Source organism: Sphingobium sp. B10D7B, assembly GCF_025961955.1.
Classification (GTDB): domain Bacteria; phylum Pseudomonadota; class Alphaproteobacteria; order Sphingomonadales; family Sphingomonadaceae; genus Sphingobium.
In genome coordinates this window covers 2,656,372-2,671,682 of sequence record NZ_JAOQOQ010000001.1, presented here as the reverse complement: position 1 = coordinate 2,671,682, position 15,311 = coordinate 2,656,372, and the positions used below count along the sequence as shown (strand labels likewise).

The window sequence follows — 15,311 nt, the reverse complement described above, 5'->3', positions numbered from 1 at the left end:
GTCATGCACGGCGCGGCCATGGCTGTCCTTACGGGGCTGGTCGCGCTCGCCCTCCCGGTCGGGGCGCCGCTGGCGGCACAGGCGCCCGCCGCGCCACCCGCGCCGAGTCCGGACGCGCTCTCGCAGGCCTTGCGGGATCATGGCAGTGGGGCGGTGGATGCCGGTGATCTGCGCGCCGTGACCTGCGCGGAAACCAGTGACGCGCCGGGCGCCTTCGATTGCCAGTGGGAGCAGCGCCGGGACGGTAACTGGCATCCCTATACGAGCTGGCTGGCGCTGGTCGGCGCGCAATGGACCATGCTCGATGCGCCCATTCCGGTGCCGGATTTCAATCGCGGAAAGCTCAAGCCGCTGGCGCCGTCCACCCCCTGAGTGGCGGCGGCGCGTCCGGCGTTAACTCAGGCCGGGTCTGCGAGTAGCACCGCCGTGCCGGTGGCCGAGACCATCAGCATCGACCCGCCCGAGCCGAGCACTTCATAGTCCAGGTCCACGCCGATGATCGCATTGCCACCGGCTGCGGCTGCGCGCTGGCGCATTTCCGCCATGGCTTCCTCGCGGGCGCGGCTCAGCACTTCCTCATAGGCGCCGGCCCGCCCGCCAACGATATCGCGCACGCTGGCGAAGAGATCGCGGAAGAGATTGGCACCCACGATCACTTCGCCGGTCACCACGCCGCAATAACGCTGCACCGTGCGGCCATCGATATTGTTGGTGGTCGTGACGATCATCTCGGTCGGGGCATTGCCCCAGGGATTATCGGCCATCTCTCCGCTCCTCTCGCCGTGCGTGCGGCTTATTCCATGCCAAGGGCCGCCAGATAGGTCTGGAGGATCGCCTCCATCTCCTGGCGATCATGCGGCGGCAGCTTCCGCAGGCGGACGATCTGGCGCATGATCTTGACGTCATAGCCTGTTGCCTTGGCTTCGCCATAGACATCCTTGATGTCGTCCGAGATGCCCTTCTTTTCTTCTTCGAGACGCTCGATGCGCTCGATGAGAAGGCGCAACTGGTCGGCGGCGATGTTGTCGCTCATGTCTGCAAGGTCTCCGGATGGAATGTGTCAGAATCGAATGCGCGGTCCTAGCCAGCCGCTGCCCTCCCTGTCTAGGCATCGATCGCACCGGACGGCGTAGCCATTGCGCCGGCGGCAGAAAAAATTTCCCGCCATGTCACAATCGCTGCCCGCCCACTCGTCATGCCAGTGCAAACCCGATGGACAGGAGACACGATCATGACCGCACGCCTCGATCCCTTCACCGCCGCGCCCGCGCTCATCAAGCAATGGATGGCGACCTCGCTCGCCATCAACGACAGCCTGGAGCCTGCGCTCGTGGAGCTGGTGAAGGCCCGCGCCTCGCAGATCAACCAGTGCGCCAACTGCCTCAACATGCACACCGCCGAAGCCCGTGAAAAGGGCGAGAGCGAGCAGCGCCTCTACTTGCTCTCGGTCTGGCGCGAGGCGCCATGTTATAGCGCACGGGAGCGGGCCGCGCTGGCGTGGACCGAGGCGCTTACGCGTCTGTCCGAAGGGCATGGCGGAAAGGACGAAGCCTATGCACAGCTCGCGGCCCACTTCAGCGAGGAAGAGCAGGTGAAGCTGACGCTGCTGATCAACATCATCAATGGCTGGAACCGCCTCGCGGTCGGCTTCGACCTGTGGATCGAAACCCCGGCGACCCGCAAGCTGGCGGCCTGATGCGCGCAGGGCATCCCATGTCCCCTCATCAGCAGGAGGATGCAGCGATCAGCTTCGATCCGCTGCGTCCGCGGCTGGTGCGGGTCGCCTACCGGATGCTCGGCTCGGTCGCCGATGCCGAGGATGTGGTGCAGGAGGCATTCATTCGCTGGATGCGGGTCGAACGCGCGGAGGTGCGCGAGCCGGAGGCGTTCCTCCGCCGTACCGTCACGCGGCTTTGCCTGGATCATGCCAAGTCGGCGCGGGTCCAGCGGGAGCATTATGTCGGGCCGTGGCTGCCCGAACCGGTCATCGAGGATGAGGAGGAGCAGGAGGATGTGACCCTGCCGCTGATGCTCGCACTGGAGCGGCTCTCACCTCTCGAGCGCGCGGCGTTCCTGCTACATGATGTGTTCGGCGTCTCGTTCGAGGAAATCGCTGCCACCATCGATCGGGAGCCGGCGGCCTGTCGCCAGCTTGCCGCCCGGGCACGGGACCATGTGCGGCAGGCGCGGCCCCGCTTCGAGGTTGAGAAGCAGCGCGGTCTGGAGATCGCGAGCGCCTTCTTTGCGGCGTCGCGCACCGGCGACATGACCGCGCTCGGCGCGATGCTGGCCGCTGATGTCAGCATGCATGCCGATGGCGGGGGCAAGCGTTCGGCAGCGGTCGCCGAGGTTCTCGGGCGACGCAATGTGCTGCTGTTTCACAAGGCGCTGGCGGTGCTGTTTCGCAAGCATGGCTCGCAGCTTGTGCGCACAGCGCTCATCAATGGCCTGCCGGGGTTCGTGACGCGCGAGGCCGATGGCGAGCTGCAGACCACGGCCTTCGAGATCGAGGCGGGGCGCATCATTGGCATCTATGTGGTGCGCAATCCCGATAAATTGCGGCACTTGCACTAGGCGGAATGCAGTGAGGGGGAAGCAGCGCTCCCCCCTCGTCGGATTTCAATGCTATCGGCCTGACGGATCAGCCCGCGCGGCCGGCGCCGCTGCGACGACCGCCACCGGGATTGCCTTGCGGACGTCCGCCGCCGAAGTGGCGCGGACGCTGACCGCCCGGCTTGCGGGCGCGATCGCCCTCAGAGCGGGTGTCCGTCTGGCGCTGTTCGCCCGATGCGGCAGCATAGACAGGGCGCAGGCGCTTGGGCAGGCGCTCGGCATCCATGGTCGCGGCAGGTTCAGGGCGCTGGGCCAGCGGGTCGAAGCCGGGACGGTTCGGGGCGTGGCCATCATGATAGCGGCCGCCGGGATTGCGCTGGCCGCCGCGCTGGGCGTCCTGCCCATCGCGAGGCGCGCGCGCCGGGCGGGCGGTCTGGCCGTCCCGCTCGCCACGGAAGGGGCGTTCACCGCGTTCCCCGGCATTGCGGCGCTGGCCATCCTGACCGGGTGCACGGTCGAAGCGGGCCGGGCGCTCGCCGCGTCCCTCACCCCGTCCATCATGGCGCGGTGCCCCGGCGCCGGCTTCGCGACGGTCGTCGGACCGGCCGCGTTCCGGGCGATCACGGCGCTGCTGCGAGTCGGGGCGACGGCCCTGGCCCTGGTCTCGACCCTGACCACGTCCCTGACGGCGCCCATCGGCATCGCCGACGGCGTCCGCAACAGCAGCCTTGGAGGGCAGCGGCAGGCGGCGGGCTTCCACCACGAAGTCCTCGGGCAGCGGCATCACTGCCAGCTTGACGCGGGTCAGCTTCTCGATGTCGCGCAGATAGGGCTTCTCATCCGGCGCGACGAAGCTCATCGCAATACCATCGGCGCCGGCACGGGCCGTGCGGCCGATGCGGTGGACATATTGCTCGGCGACATTGGGCAGCTCGAAGTTGAAGACATGGCTCACACCCGACACGTCGATGCCGCGCGCGGCAATGTCGGTCGCAACCAGTACCTGCACGCTCCCGGTGCGGAAGCCCTGCAGGGCAGCAGTGCGCTGGCCCTGGCTCTTGTTGCCGTGAATGGCCGCCGCGCTGATCTTGGCGGCGACGAGGTGCCGCGCCACGCGGTCCGCGCCATGCTTGGTGCGGGTGAAGACCAGCGCCCGGTCGAGCGCGCCGGACGCGATGGCATCGCGCAGGCGCAGGGTCAGCAGCGCCTGCTTCTCCTTCTGGTCGATGAAGGTCGCATATTGCTCCACGCGCTCGGCGGTGGTGGATTGCGGCGCAACCTCGACCTTGACCGGATCGTTGATGAAGCGCTTGCCCAGCTCGGCGATCGCCTGCGGCATGGTCGCGGAGAAGAACAGGCTCTGGCGCTCGGCCGGCAGCATCTTGGCGATCTGCGTGAGCGGCTTGATGAAGCCCAGGTCCATCATCTGGTCGGCCTCGTCGAGCACGAAGATCTCGACATTGCGCAGCGTCAGCGCGCGCTGGTCGATCAGGTCGAGCAGTCGGCCCGGCGTCGCGACGAGAATGTCGGTGCCCGGCACCAGCGCGCGGGCCTGCTTGCCCACCGGCACGCCGCCAAAGACGACCTGCACGTTGAGGCTGAGATACTTGGCATAGCCGCGCATGTTCTCGGCGATCTGCGCCGCCAGCTCGCGGGTGGGCGAGAGCACCAGCATCCGGCAGGAGGCCGGTTTGCGGGGCTGGGGATTGTTGAACAGCCGGTGCAGCGAGGGCAGCGAGAAGGCTGCGGTCTTGCCGGTGCCGGTCTGCGCGATGCCGAGCAGGTCGCGGCCCTGCATCAGCGCCGGAATGGCCTGCTGCTGGATCGGCGTGGGGTCCGCATAACCCTTGGTCTCAAGGGCGCGGAGGATAGGCTCGGCAAGGCCAAGCTCATTGAAAAAAGACATGAATAGACTTTCGATATGACATGCGTCGCCCTCGCGTCTGTCGCGAGCGGGCGCAGCAGTGGTCTCCAAACGGGCGACCCTGCGTGAATAAGGAAGCTTGAGCGATTCTCGCATCCGTCCGTCCCGGCGGCCCTTGTGCAAGATGCGGGGCCTCACGCTGCGCGGGATTGCGCCGGATCACTAGTCCTGGCGCCGAATGCTGCGATGCACATAGAGGGCGTTTGCGGAAAAAGCAAGTATGCTCGCGTGGGCATGCGATTTCGGACGCGCAGCCGAGCCGGTCGTCGCCCTTGCCATGCCCTGCATTCGGCCTACTAATCAGCCTATGCCTCTTCATATCACTGTGCCCGAGCAGCCCTCCGAGGCCGACCGCAATGCCGTGTTCGCACCCTTGCTGGCCTATAACATCGCGCAAGCGGGGAATCCGAATATCCGCCCTATCGCCATTCTGCTGACCGACGAGCAGGGCGAGCGCGTGGGCGGCATCTGGGGCAAATGCTCCTATGACTGGATGTTCGTGGAGCTTCTCGCCATCGCGGCGGAGCATCGCGGCGGTGGCCACGGCAAGGCGCTGATGGCCGAGGCAGAGCGGGTGGCGCGGGCCCATGGCTGTGTCGGTATCTGGCTGGATACCTATGCCTTCCAGGCGCGCGGCTTTTACGAGAAGCTGGGCTTTAGCGTGTTCGGCAAGCTGGACGATCATCCCGTCGGCCAGCAGCGCTTCTTCCTGAGCAAGCGCCTCTGAGAGCAGCGCTCTATGTCCTCCCCGACCAGCGGCCGGGGAGGCACGATATGGATTTTAGCGCCCGGCGAGCACTTCGCCGATCTGCACGGCATTGAGCGCGGCGCCCTTGCGGAGGTTGTCGCCGACGACGAACATGGCGAGGCCATGCTCAACCGTGCGGTCCGGGCGCACGCGACCGACGAACACCGGGTCCGCGCCCGTCGCGTCGAGTGCGTTGGGCACATCGCTCACCACCACGCCCGGCGCCTTGCCGAGCAGCGCCAGCGCTGTCTCCGCATCGATCGGCCGCTCGAACTCGGCATTGATGGAGAGGCCGTGGCCGGTGAACACGGGCACGCGCACGCAGGTGCCGGAGACGGGCAGGCCGGGAATTTCGAGGATCTTGCGGCTCTCGTCGCGCAGCTTCAGCTCTTCCTCCGTATAGCCGTCCTCACCCAGCACATAATTGAGCGGCACGATGTTGTTGGTGATCGGCACCGCCCACTTCTCGGGCTGGGGCACGAAGTCGGCCTTGCCGTTGAAGGCGAGCGCGGCGCCCTTGTCGCCCACGGCAGCGATCTGGCGCGCCAGCACGTCGATGCCTTCCATGCCGCCACCGGAGACGGCCTGATAGGTCGCCACGATCAGGCGCTTGAGGCCGGCGGCCTCATGCAGCGGCTTGAGCACGGGCATGGCGGCCATGGTCGTGCAATTGGGGTTGGCGACGATGCCCTTGGGCAGGTTTGCCAGCGCATGCGGGTTCACTTCGGAGACGACGAGCGGCACGTCCGGGTCGGAACGCCAGGCCGAGCTGTTGTCGACCACGATGGCGCCGGCTGCGGCAACCTTGGGCGCCAGCGCCTTGCTGGTGGAGCCGCCCGCGGAGAAGAACACAATGTCGAGCCCGGCGAAGTCGGCGGTCGCGGCATCTTCCACCGTCACTTGCTGGCCCTTGAACTCGACCTGCGAGCCGGCCGAGCGGGCCGAGGCGAACAGACGCAGCGTGCCGACCGGGAAATCGCGCTCGGCGAGCAACTGGCGCATCATCGAGCCGACGAGGCCGGTGGCGCCGACCACGCCGACATTCAGGCGGGCATCGGGGGAAAAGCGGGCAACCATCTATACGTTCCTTCCTGTTGATTGAAGGACGCGGCGGTCAGGCTTTCGTCTGGAAAGTCGGCCCCGCGCACTTCGCGGGGCTTCCTGTCCGGCTGATCGTGGCTCTTTAGGCCGCGCGCATCCGAACCGCCCCGCTGATGCGGGTCGGTTTGGTAATAATCGGCTGAACGATCATCATGGACATGGCGCGCGCCTCTAGCGAGCGCGGCGCCGGCTGTAAATGACAAAGATGCCTGCTCTCGGGAGAAAGCAGGCATCGATGATGTTCAGATTTCGGAGTGGATCAGCGGCAGCGCACCTCGCCCCGGTCGATCGAGCGACCGAGCAGGCCACCACCAACGGCTCCGAGCAAGGTGCCAACCGTGCGGTCGCCCTTCGTGTCGATCGCGCGGCCGGCGAGCGCGCCGACGCCGGCACCGATCAGCAGACCGGTCGTGCCGTCATTGCGCTTGCAGCGGTACCGGCCATCGTCGCCGCGCCATATGCGGTCGTTATGGGAAAGGGCGCGGCCATTGTCCCGGTCTTTCGCGCGCTTCCCGTGCGCGGGCGCCCAGTGCGGCGGATCGGCCATGGCCGGTGCCATGGGCATCGCAAACGCCATCAGCGCCGTGGCGAGCAGGATCTTCTTCATCGGACTCATCCTCGTAATATTCAAACAAGCGACCGGCGCGCGTGGCACCGGCTCGTGCTGAATAACGCCGTACAACCGCCCTTGTTCCGGCGGTATCACGACTCGTCGCTTGGTCAGCTCGCCATGGCGGCTCGGTTTCGCCAGCGTCCAATCAGCATGTCGAGCGCCAAGGCGGCCGCCAGCGTGAGGCCGGTCAGGGGCAGGCACAGGCCGATGGCGAGCATGATCGCCGCGACGCCGCGCGCCTTGCGGGGATCGGTGGGCCGGGCAGGGGCCTCCAGCCGCCCGTTCTTGCGGCGTTTCCACCAGAGCACGGGCGCGGTCAGGCACAGCAGCATCAGCGCGAGGCAGCCGAGCAGCATCAGTATACGGTTGATCTCGCCATATTGCTGGCCCTGATGGGTCGCGATGCCCCATTCGATCGCCCGCGCGCCGATGCCAAAATGCGCAAAGCGGGCATCCTGCATCACCGCGCCGCTTGCCGGATCGATGTAGATAGCACGCGCATCCTGCGCTCGGCGCAAGGACCGTGAGATGAGATAGGGCGCGCCGTCCGCCATCGGCAGGGTGAGCGTCCAAGGGGCGGCGAGGCCGCGCTTGCCGGCGATCTCCGCAGCCCGGTCGACGCCGATGTCGTCGTTGCCCGATGCGGCGGGCGGCGTCGCTTCCTGCATCGACCAGGGCAGGCTCTGCTTTGCGCCCTCGTCATGGCCGTGGCCGTGATGCGCGCGTGGCGCCGGCGCCTCCCAGGGGTTGGGACCGGGCGCCTTGGGGCGGCCCAGTTCCGCACGGGCGACCCAGCCCTGCAACTGCTTGCCCGAGAAGCCGGACCAGGGCAGGCCGGTGATCGCCAGAAACAGGATCACCCCGCCGGCGAGCAAGCCGGTCGAGGCATGTAGATCGCGCCAGAACAGTCGCCCACGCGCCTGCCCGCGCAGGCCGACGACCGGGCTGCCGCGCCGGGGCCACCACAGGTAGAGCCCGGTCAGCACCAGCAGGATCGCCCAGCCCGCGACGATCTCCACCAGCGCATTGCCCACCGGTCCGGTGATGATGAGGCTGTGCAGATCGCGCACGGTCTGCATGATGCCGCCGGCCTGCGCGGTGCCGAGCAGCTTGCCGCGATAGGGATCGACAAAGGCGAGCCGGCGCGTGCCGTCCGCGTCTTGCAGGGTCATGCGCCAGCTCTCTGTCGGCTCGGCAGGCCGCTGGATCTGGCTCACCTGCTGGCCGGATTCCCGCTCGACGGTGGCGATCATCTCGCTCAGCGGCTGGGGCGCATCCTTTGGCGTCACATGCGACCAGTCCGCATAGACCAGCCGCTCGATTTCCGGTTTGTAGAGATAGAGCGCCCCGGTCATCGCCATCCAGAGCAGTATCGGGAGGACGATCAGCCCGGCATAGAAATGCCAGCGCCAGACGGCCTGATAGAAGCCGCCGCCGGTCGTGGAGCGCGCGCTCATCGGCGGCCTCCGGCGGACAATGGCGCACGGGCGAGGGGAGGGCGGCGCATGGCTGCGCAGCAGTAGAGCAATCGGGTCATGAAAGGATCAGCCTTGACGGGCAGCGCGCGGGCGCTTGCCGAAATGGGGATGTCGCGCGAGGCGACACGGATGGGAGCGTCAGGGCTGATGCGGCGGGCCGGTCTGCGGGGGCGGCGGCGCGGCCAGACCGCGTCCGATGCTCACGGCCGTGCTCGGGCTGAGGATGGGTACCGTCGCCATCGCCACGGCGACCCGCGCGATCGCGGGCGGGATGCTGTCCAGCGAGGCGCCGATCCCGGCAAAGGCGCAGGGCGGATCCGGGGCGGTGTTCTGCTTGTCCTGCTGCTTGTGGACCGTGCCGTCCGCATCGATCCAGCCGGTGATCATGCCGGCGCCAGTGCAGAGCACGACCACGGGACCGTTTTGCACGGCGGGCATGAAACCGGCCGGCACCAGCAGCCGCGCGAGCAGCACAAGCGCCAGCCACGCGGCGATCAGGCCACGGGCCTGCCCGGTGCCGGTAACAGTGCTGGTATCAGTGCGGGTCAGGCGCGCGAGCATGTCCGCGCTTTACGGGATCGCGCGGCGTATGAGAAACGGCTTTTTTAGACGTGCCGTCGCTCAGTGATTGTTCTTCGCCACGCTGTCTTTCATCCGCGCGAGCTGCTCCGGCGTCGCCTCGGTCTGGTAGCGCGTCTTCCACTCATCCTGCGGCATGCCGTAGATAAGTTCGCGTGCAGCCGCCTTGTCCAGCGTGCCGTCGGCCTCGGCCACCCAGTCGGCCAGGCAGTTGCGGCAGAAGCCCGCCAGACCCATCAGATCGACATTCTGCGCATCGGTGCGGTGACGCAGATGGTGGACGAGCCGGCGAAAAGCTTCTGCCGCTGTCTTGTCATCGAGCGTGTCTATCGTCATTGCTTGCACCTTCATGTCCGGTTCCAACCTCGGGCCACGCCGGTGGCCGCCACGGCATTCGCCATGTGGGCAGAGAACGCACCGAAGCAAGAGGCCAAATGAAGAAGCTCACTCCCCGCACCCGCAAGGTTCGCATTCTGGCGACCCTCGGCCCTTCGAGCAGCAGCGAGGTGATGATCCGCAAGCTGTTCCTGGCTGGCGCCGATGCCTTCCGGCTGAACATGAGCCACGGCACGCACGACGTTCATGCCGCCAATGTCGCGATCATCCGGGGACTTGAAAAGGAATTCGGCCGCCCGACCACCATTCTCGCCGACCTGCAGGGGCCGAAGCTGCGGATCGGCACTTTCGCGCAAGGCGCGGTCTTTTTGGAAAAGGGCGCAACCTTCCGGCTGGATCGCGACCCCGCGCCCGGCGACAGCAGCCGCGTCACTTTGCCGCACCCGGAGATTTTCGCCGCCGCGCAGGAAGGGATGCGCCTGCTCATCGATGACGGCAAGCTTGTATTGCGCGTGCGGGCGGTGCGTGACGATGTCATCGATACGCTGGTCGAGGTCGGCGGCTCGCTGTCCGAGCGCAAGGGCGTCAACGTGCCGGACGTCGTGCTGCCGATGGCGGCGATGACCGAGAAGGACCGGCGCGATCTTTCCTTCGCCATCGAGGCGGGCGTGGACTGGATCGCGCTCAGCTTCGTCCAGCGGCCCGATGACCTGGCCGAGGCGCGCAAGCTGATGGGTGGCTATGGCTATCTGCTCGCCAAGATCGAAAAGCCGGCCGCGCTTGGCCGGCTGGAGGAAATCGTCGAGATGTCCGACGCGGTGATGGTCGCGCGGGGCGATCTCGGCGTGGAACTGCCGCCTTATGCCGTGCCGCCGCTGCAGAAGCAGATCGTGGAAAGCGCCCGGCGCTTGGGCAAGCCGGTCGTCGTCGCCACGCAGATGCTGGAATCGATGATCAAGGCGCCCACGCCGACCCGCGCCGAGGTGTCGGACGTCGCCACGGCGGTCTATGACGGCGCGGATGCAGTGATGCTCTCGGCGGAGACGGCGGCGGGCGACTGGCCGGAGGAAGCCGTGGCGATGATGGACAGCATCGCCCACAGCGTCGAGCATGATCCGGGTTATCTCGACCGGCTGCATTTCACCAAGACCATGCCGGACCCGACCACCTCGGACGCGCTGGCCGGCGCCAGCCAGCACATCACCAACACCGTCTCGGCCAAGGTCATCGTGTGCTTCACCACCTCGGGCAGCACCGTGCGGCGCATCGCGCGCGAGCGGCCGGGCGCACCGATCCTCGCGCTTACTCCGCGCATGGATACTGCGCGGCGCATGGGCCTCATGTGGGGCGTCCATGCCGTGCGCACCAAGGATATCGGCAGCTTCGAGGAAATGATCGGCAAGGCCAAGCGCATGGCCATGCGCCACGGCTTTGCGGGGGCAGGCGACAAGATCATCGTGCTCGCCGGTGTCCCCTTCGGTACGCCGGGGTCCACCAATGTGCTCCATGTCGCGACCATCCGGGGCGATGAGCTGCGCACCCACCGCGAGGAGTAAGGCGCTTCGGGGGCGCCTTCTGCACCCCACTCCCGTCATTCCCGCGAACGCGGGAATCCAGCTGCAACCCTGCTCGTCAACGCGAGGCCGAACTGGATTCCCGCGTTCGCGGGAATGACGAACGGTGAGGGCGAGCCGGCGACGTCGTCCTGCCCCCCTCAGTTCTTCACGGCGCCGTGCAATTGCGGCGGCAGCGGCGGGCGCTCTGGATTGTCGCCATCGCGCCATGGGATCACGCCATGGCTGGTCCGCGTCTTGATCTTCCAGGCGCCGTTCTCGCGCACGAAATGATCGACATAGCGCCCGGCCAGCGTGGTCGCGGGGCGGCCCTCCCCGTCGGCGGTGTAGAACATGTAGCGGGAGCGAGCGATGGCGGTGTCGCCGGTCACGTCAATCACCTCGGTGGTGACGAGGTGGAAGCTGCGCTTGTTGACGAAGCCCGCTTCCGGCTTGCCCAGCTTCTCCTCAAGCAGCTTCTGGATCGCCGCCGGCCCGGTGGCGCTGCCCAGCCCGCCGGACCAAGTCCCGTCGCTGGCGAACAGCCCGGCATAGCCGGCATAATCGCGCGCATCGAGATATTCGCCATAAGCAATGATCGCGCGGCGGATCGCCTCGCGGTCTTCCAGCACCTGCACGCGCTGGGCGAGCGCTCTGTCAGAAGCGCCACCCTGCTGCGCCATCGCCACACCGGGCGCGATCAGCGCCAGAGCCAGCGCTGCCCGCAGGAAGCTGCTCATGGCAGCGTGTCCAGCTTGTGGCTCTCGATCGTCCACGCAGGATCGCTGCACAGCTTGCAATCATCCCCGACGAACCACGCTCGCCCCGCCTTGTCGCCGCGCAATTGCCAGTCGAGCCACGCCACCACTGCCTGCGCCGCGCGTCCGCCATTCGGCTCGGCATAGGTGCCGGCGTGCGTCACGTCGGTGTTGATCACGGCGGAGGGGATGTGGGTGAGCCGCGCATAATCGTCCATGCCATTGGGGTAGGCGATGTCCGTCTTGCCGCCGAGCACATAGAGGGTCGGCTTGTCGATCTTCTGGAGCAGGCTCTTCTGCGCAGACATCTCGCCCGAGCCGCCCGGGACCGGCCCGTTCATGATGCCGCTGTTCATGATGACGAAGGTGCTGACGCGCTTGTCGCCGGCATATTTGAGCGCCTGAATGCCGCCGCAGGAATAGCCGGAGGCCGCGACATGCGCAGTGTCGATCTTGCCCTTGAACGGGCTGCCCGCGCGGCCATTCTCGGCCGCAGCCCAGTCGATGGCCTGCCCCAGCTGCTGGTAGCGCGTCTTGTCGCGATGCTGCTCCCAGGTCTGCGGCGTGACGGTCACGCCCGGGCCGCTGTAGATGCCGCCCGGCGCGATGACGAGATAGCCATGGGAGGCGACCTCCAGCAAATGCTGGCGGGATGAGGCGCCATCTTCGGTGCAGGCGCCGTTGCCGAACACATAGACCGGCATCTTGCGAGCGCCCAGCGCGCTCAGGTCGGCGGGCTGATAGACGACGAAGCCGGGGAAATTCTCATATTGCCGCTTGATGGCCTTGTATGGCCCGGTGCCTGTGCTGTCTGGCGCCCGGCTTTCTTCCATCATCTGGACGGCGGCCTGTGCGGCGAGATCGGCGCCCACGCCCGGCGGCGGCGCTGAACTCGGCTGGGCCTGGAGGGCCGCCGGGGCGGTCATCGCCAGCAGGGACAGAAGGAATGCGCTCGAACCGGTCCGCCAATATGTCATGCCACTCTCCCAATTTATCATTCTGTCGTCGCCCCAGCGACAAAGAGGAGAGGGTTGCCCCTCTCCTCTTCTTTCTATCGGATCAATCTGTGTTGCGCACCGCTTGATCAGAACTTGCGGCGCACGGTCACGGCCCACTGGCGCGGCAGGCCGGGCTGAGCCGTCGCATACCAGGCGTTCGTGAACTTGTTGAGGTAGACCAGCTTGTCGAACAGGTTGGTCACTTCCAGCGCGACCGACCAGTCCTTGTCCACTGTCTCATAGGTCAAGCGGGCATTGGCCAGCGTGTAGCTGTCCACGATGGCGATCGGCGTGCAGAGGAAGTCGCCGCAATAGCCGTCCGTATAAGAGACGTCGATGCGCGGCGTCAGCGTGCCAACATTACCCAGATCAGCCTGATACTGCGCGCCCAGGCTCCACTTCCACTTGCCCACGCCGGGCCGGCTCGCGCCGACGACGATGGAGGTCGTGGGATAGTTGATGGAGGTGAACTTGAAGTCGGTGAGGCTGAGCGAACCGTCGATGGTGAAACCCTCGACCGGGCGCAGCGTGGTTTCCAGCTCGAAGCCGTTCACGCGGGCATCGCCGATATTCAGATACTGGCCGCACAAGCCGGGTACGCCGCCCTGGTTGACCGGGAGCGGATTGTTGTTGGAGTCGAGGCAGACCTGCGGAATGCCCTGATAGTCGGTATAGTCCATGCGGAAGCCGCTGGCGTTGATCCGCAGCAGCCGGTCGAACAGGTCCGCCTTGATACCGATCTCATACGACTTCAGCTTTTCCGCGCCGAACGGGCGGATCTGCTGGAAGCTGTACGGACGGGGTGCCACGCCGCCACCCTTGAAGCCGGTCGCGAACTGCGCATAGGCCATGATGTCGGGCGTGATCTTGTAGGAGAGCGCCGCACGATAGTCGGTCAGCGTTTCCTTATAGGTACCAACCTGGCCAGTCAGCGGATTGGTGGCGTTGCTGAGCGGCAGGTAGTCGCCGACCCCATTGGGGTTGAGGCGGTTGTAGAGATAGTCCTTCTTCTCGTGGCTCACGCGGATGCCGGCTTCCAGTGTCAGCGCAGGCGTGATGTTCCACGCAACGTTACCGAAGCCGGCATAGGTGCGCAGGCTGGCTGTATCGTCATTGATGAACGAGAAGGTCGGCTTGGCGATCACGCACGCCGGGAGCGCGCCACCGCAGGGGGAAACGGCATATTCGCCGAAGCCCGAGAACGGCGTGTGGATGCGGGCGTTATAGCGCGTGTCTGCATCATAATAGAAACCGCCGATGGTGAAGGAGATCGCATCGTCCAGCACCTTGCCCGAGAGGCGCAGTTCCTGGCTGAACTGCTTGTGCGAGAAGTCGCTGTAGACGCCGCCGATGAAAGCGATCGGCGAGTTGTCGTTGTCGTCCGAGCTGCGCGAATCATATTTGCGGTAGCCGGTGATCGACTTGAGCGCGAGATTGTCGCCCAGCGTGTAGTTGATCTCGGCGGACACGCCCCAGCCTTTCACACCGCTCAGGGGTTCGGCATAGGTCGGGCCATTGGGCGCGCCGGCCGTGCCGGGGCCACCCGCAGACGCCGTCGTCGCCGCGCGATAGGTCACGCCCGGATCGTAGAAGTTGGCGTAGGTCGCATAGGGATCGTTCAGCACCGCGCCGGCGCGACGATACTGGCCATAGGTCACGAAGCGGTTGTCGAACGGCGCGCCCTGATAGGGAATGCTGTTATTCTGCCGCCCGGTCAGCTCGGCGCTGGCGATGAGCACGGAGGCTTGCGTCGTGGAGGTGTCGTGGGTGTAGTCGCCCGACAGGTTGATCTCCAGCGGGCTGCCGACCGGCGCAATGCGCAAGGATCCGCGCACGGCGTACATGCTCTGGCCGCCCAGCGTGCCGAGCTTGCAATTGCCGCCCGACGCCAGGCTGGGGATCGCCGCGCCGCCCGGCTGCACCACGCTGGTGCCCGGCTGCACATAGGGATCATTGGGGTTGAGACAGGCATAATCGTAGCGCGTGACATGGCCATCGCGATTGCGCGACACGCCGGTGATGCGGGCGAACACGGCATCGGGCACCACGGTGAAGTCGGCGCTCGCCTTGATGTCGCGGCGGTTGAGCGAACCGGCGGTCAGTTCGACATAGCCGCCTCGGCCTTCGGGCTTGCGCGAGTAGAGCTTCACCGCGCCGCCCAGCGAGTTCATGCCGGCCAGCGTGCCCTGGGGGCCGCGCAGCACTTCGACGCGCTCGAGGTCGGTCAGGTCGAAGGCCGAGGCCGTGACGGTGCCGAAATAGATATCGTCGACATAGATACCCACGCCTGGCTCGACCGAGGGGCTGGCATCGCCCTGGCCGACGCCACGGATGTAGGCGCGCATCGAGTTGCCCGAGCCCGAGGGGTTCTGCTGTAGGATGACGTTCGGTGCCTGCGCGGTGATGTCGGTCAGGCGCGTCTGGCTGCGTGCTTCGAGCTGGTCGCCGCTGATGGCGGTGATTGCCAGCGGAATGTCCTGCACATTCTGCGCACGCATCTGCGCGGTGACGATGATGTCGTCGACATTGCCCTCGGCGGCGCCCTGCGGCGCGGCGGTCTGGGCAGTTGCCGGCATTGCGAGCATCAGCGCGCAGGACAACATCGTCCCGGCGCTCAGCGCCATGCGCGACACGGTGCGTGCGCGGTTATGACGAACTTTGTTCATTGGT

At 66.6% G+C, this 15,311-nt stretch carries 16 protein-coding genes; 5 read left to right on the top strand and 11 right to left on the bottom strand.

Annotation, left to right across the window (positions count from 1 at the left end):
• The first annotated feature begins 18 nt into the window (after positions 1-18).
• Positions 19-372 (top strand): hypothetical protein, encoded by a 354-nt coding sequence (locus tag M2331_RS12695; protein ID WP_181560614.1) that lies wholly within the window; start codon positions 19-21, stop codon positions 370-372.
• Between the two features lie 26 nt (positions 373-398).
• On the opposite strand, the gene M2331_RS12690 is transcribed toward M2331_RS12695, so the two are convergent.
• A complete protein-coding gene (locus M2331_RS12690) occupies positions 399-728 on the bottom strand; it encodes a heavy metal-binding domain-containing protein (RefSeq protein WP_181561513.1) in 330 nt (109 codons plus the stop codon).
• A 65-nt stretch (positions 729-793) separates the two neighbouring features.
• Positions 794-1,033: a DUF2312 domain-containing protein gene (locus M2331_RS12685; RefSeq protein WP_181560613.1), complete on the bottom strand. Its 240-nt coding sequence runs from the start codon at positions 1,031-1,033 to the stop codon at positions 794-796.
• 198 nt (positions 1,034-1,231) lie between these two features.
• Between M2331_RS12685 and M2331_RS12680 the strand changes: the two genes are divergently transcribed.
• Positions 1,232-1,696 carry a carboxymuconolactone decarboxylase family protein gene (locus M2331_RS12680; protein WP_181560612.1) on the top strand — a complete coding sequence of 155 codons (465 nt, stop codon included), beginning with the start codon at positions 1,232-1,234 and terminating at the stop codon, positions 1,694-1,696.
• A 17-nt stretch (positions 1,697-1,713) separates the two neighbouring features.
• On the top strand, positions 1,714-2,574 hold the full coding sequence (locus M2331_RS12675; protein WP_181560611.1) for a sigma-70 family RNA polymerase sigma factor: 861 nt from the start codon (positions 1,714-1,716) through the stop codon (positions 2,572-2,574).
• Between the two features lie 67 nt (positions 2,575-2,641).
• Here M2331_RS12675 and M2331_RS12670 read toward each other — a convergent pair whose 3' ends face one another.
• Positions 2,642-4,459 (bottom strand): DEAD/DEAH box helicase, encoded by a 1,818-nt coding sequence (locus M2331_RS12670; RefSeq protein ID WP_181560610.1) that lies wholly within the window; start codon positions 4,457-4,459, stop codon positions 2,642-2,644.
• 325 nt (positions 4,460-4,784) lie between these two features.
• Between M2331_RS12670 and M2331_RS12665 the strand changes: the two genes are divergently transcribed.
• A complete protein-coding gene (locus M2331_RS12665; RefSeq protein WP_181560609.1) occupies positions 4,785-5,204 on the top strand; it encodes a GNAT family N-acetyltransferase in 420 nt (139 codons plus the stop codon).
• Positions 5,205-5,258: 54 nt separating this feature from the next.
• Here M2331_RS12665 and M2331_RS12660 read toward each other — a convergent pair whose 3' ends face one another.
• The 5 genes from M2331_RS12660 to M2331_RS12640 all read right to left on the bottom strand — a co-directional run bounded on the left by M2331_RS12660 (position 5,259) and on the right by M2331_RS12640 (position 9,332).
• Positions 5,259-6,302: an aspartate-semialdehyde dehydrogenase gene (locus tag M2331_RS12660; protein ID WP_181560608.1), complete on the bottom strand. Its 1,044-nt coding sequence runs from the start codon at positions 6,300-6,302 to the stop codon at positions 5,259-5,261.
• A 283-nt stretch (positions 6,303-6,585) separates the two neighbouring features.
• Complete coding sequence (locus M2331_RS12655; RefSeq protein ID WP_181560607.1) at positions 6,586-6,933, bottom strand: glycine zipper 2TM domain-containing protein; 348 nt, start codon at positions 6,931-6,933, stop codon at positions 6,586-6,588.
• Between the two features lie 113 nt (positions 6,934-7,046).
• Complete coding sequence (locus M2331_RS12650) at positions 7,047-8,396, bottom strand: PepSY-associated TM helix domain-containing protein (protein ID WP_181560606.1); 1,350 nt, start codon at positions 8,394-8,396, stop codon at positions 7,047-7,049.
• Positions 8,397-8,555: 159 nt separating this feature from the next.
• Positions 8,556-8,978 carry a hypothetical protein gene (locus M2331_RS12645; RefSeq protein WP_264592388.1) on the bottom strand — a complete coding sequence of 141 codons (423 nt, stop codon included), beginning with the start codon at positions 8,976-8,978 and terminating at the stop codon, positions 8,556-8,558.
• A gap of 60 nt (positions 8,979-9,038) precedes the next feature.
• Positions 9,039-9,332: a DUF1244 domain-containing protein gene (locus M2331_RS12640; protein ID WP_181560605.1), complete on the bottom strand. Its 294-nt coding sequence runs from the start codon at positions 9,330-9,332 to the stop codon at positions 9,039-9,041.
• A 98-nt stretch (positions 9,333-9,430) separates the two neighbouring features.
• Here M2331_RS12640 and pyk point away from each other — a divergent pair, with 98 nt between their 5' ends.
• A complete protein-coding gene (gene pyk / locus M2331_RS12635; RefSeq protein WP_181560604.1) occupies positions 9,431-10,888 on the top strand; it encodes a pyruvate kinase in 1,458 nt (485 codons plus the stop codon).
• A gap of 158 nt (positions 10,889-11,046) precedes the next feature.
• Here the strand turns inward: pyk and M2331_RS12630 are convergent, their stop codons facing one another.
• From M2331_RS12630 to M2331_RS12620, 3 genes are all read right to left on the bottom strand, one after another.
• The gene (locus M2331_RS12630; RefSeq protein WP_181560603.1) at positions 11,047-11,625 is read right to left on the bottom strand and encodes a nuclear transport factor 2 family protein; all 579 of its coding nucleotides are present in this window, start codon (positions 11,623-11,625) and stop codon (positions 11,047-11,049) included.
• On the bottom strand, positions 11,622-12,620 hold the full coding sequence (locus tag M2331_RS12625; protein ID WP_264592387.1) for a hypothetical protein: 999 nt from the start codon (positions 12,618-12,620) through the stop codon (positions 11,622-11,624). The genes M2331_RS12630 and M2331_RS12625 overlap by 4 nt, the downstream gene beginning before the upstream one ends.
• Before the next feature lie 107 nt (positions 12,621-12,727).
• A complete protein-coding gene (locus M2331_RS12620; protein ID WP_181560602.1) occupies positions 12,728-15,307 on the bottom strand; it encodes a TonB-dependent receptor in 2,580 nt (859 codons plus the stop codon).
• Positions 15,308-15,311 lie beyond the last annotated feature (4 nt).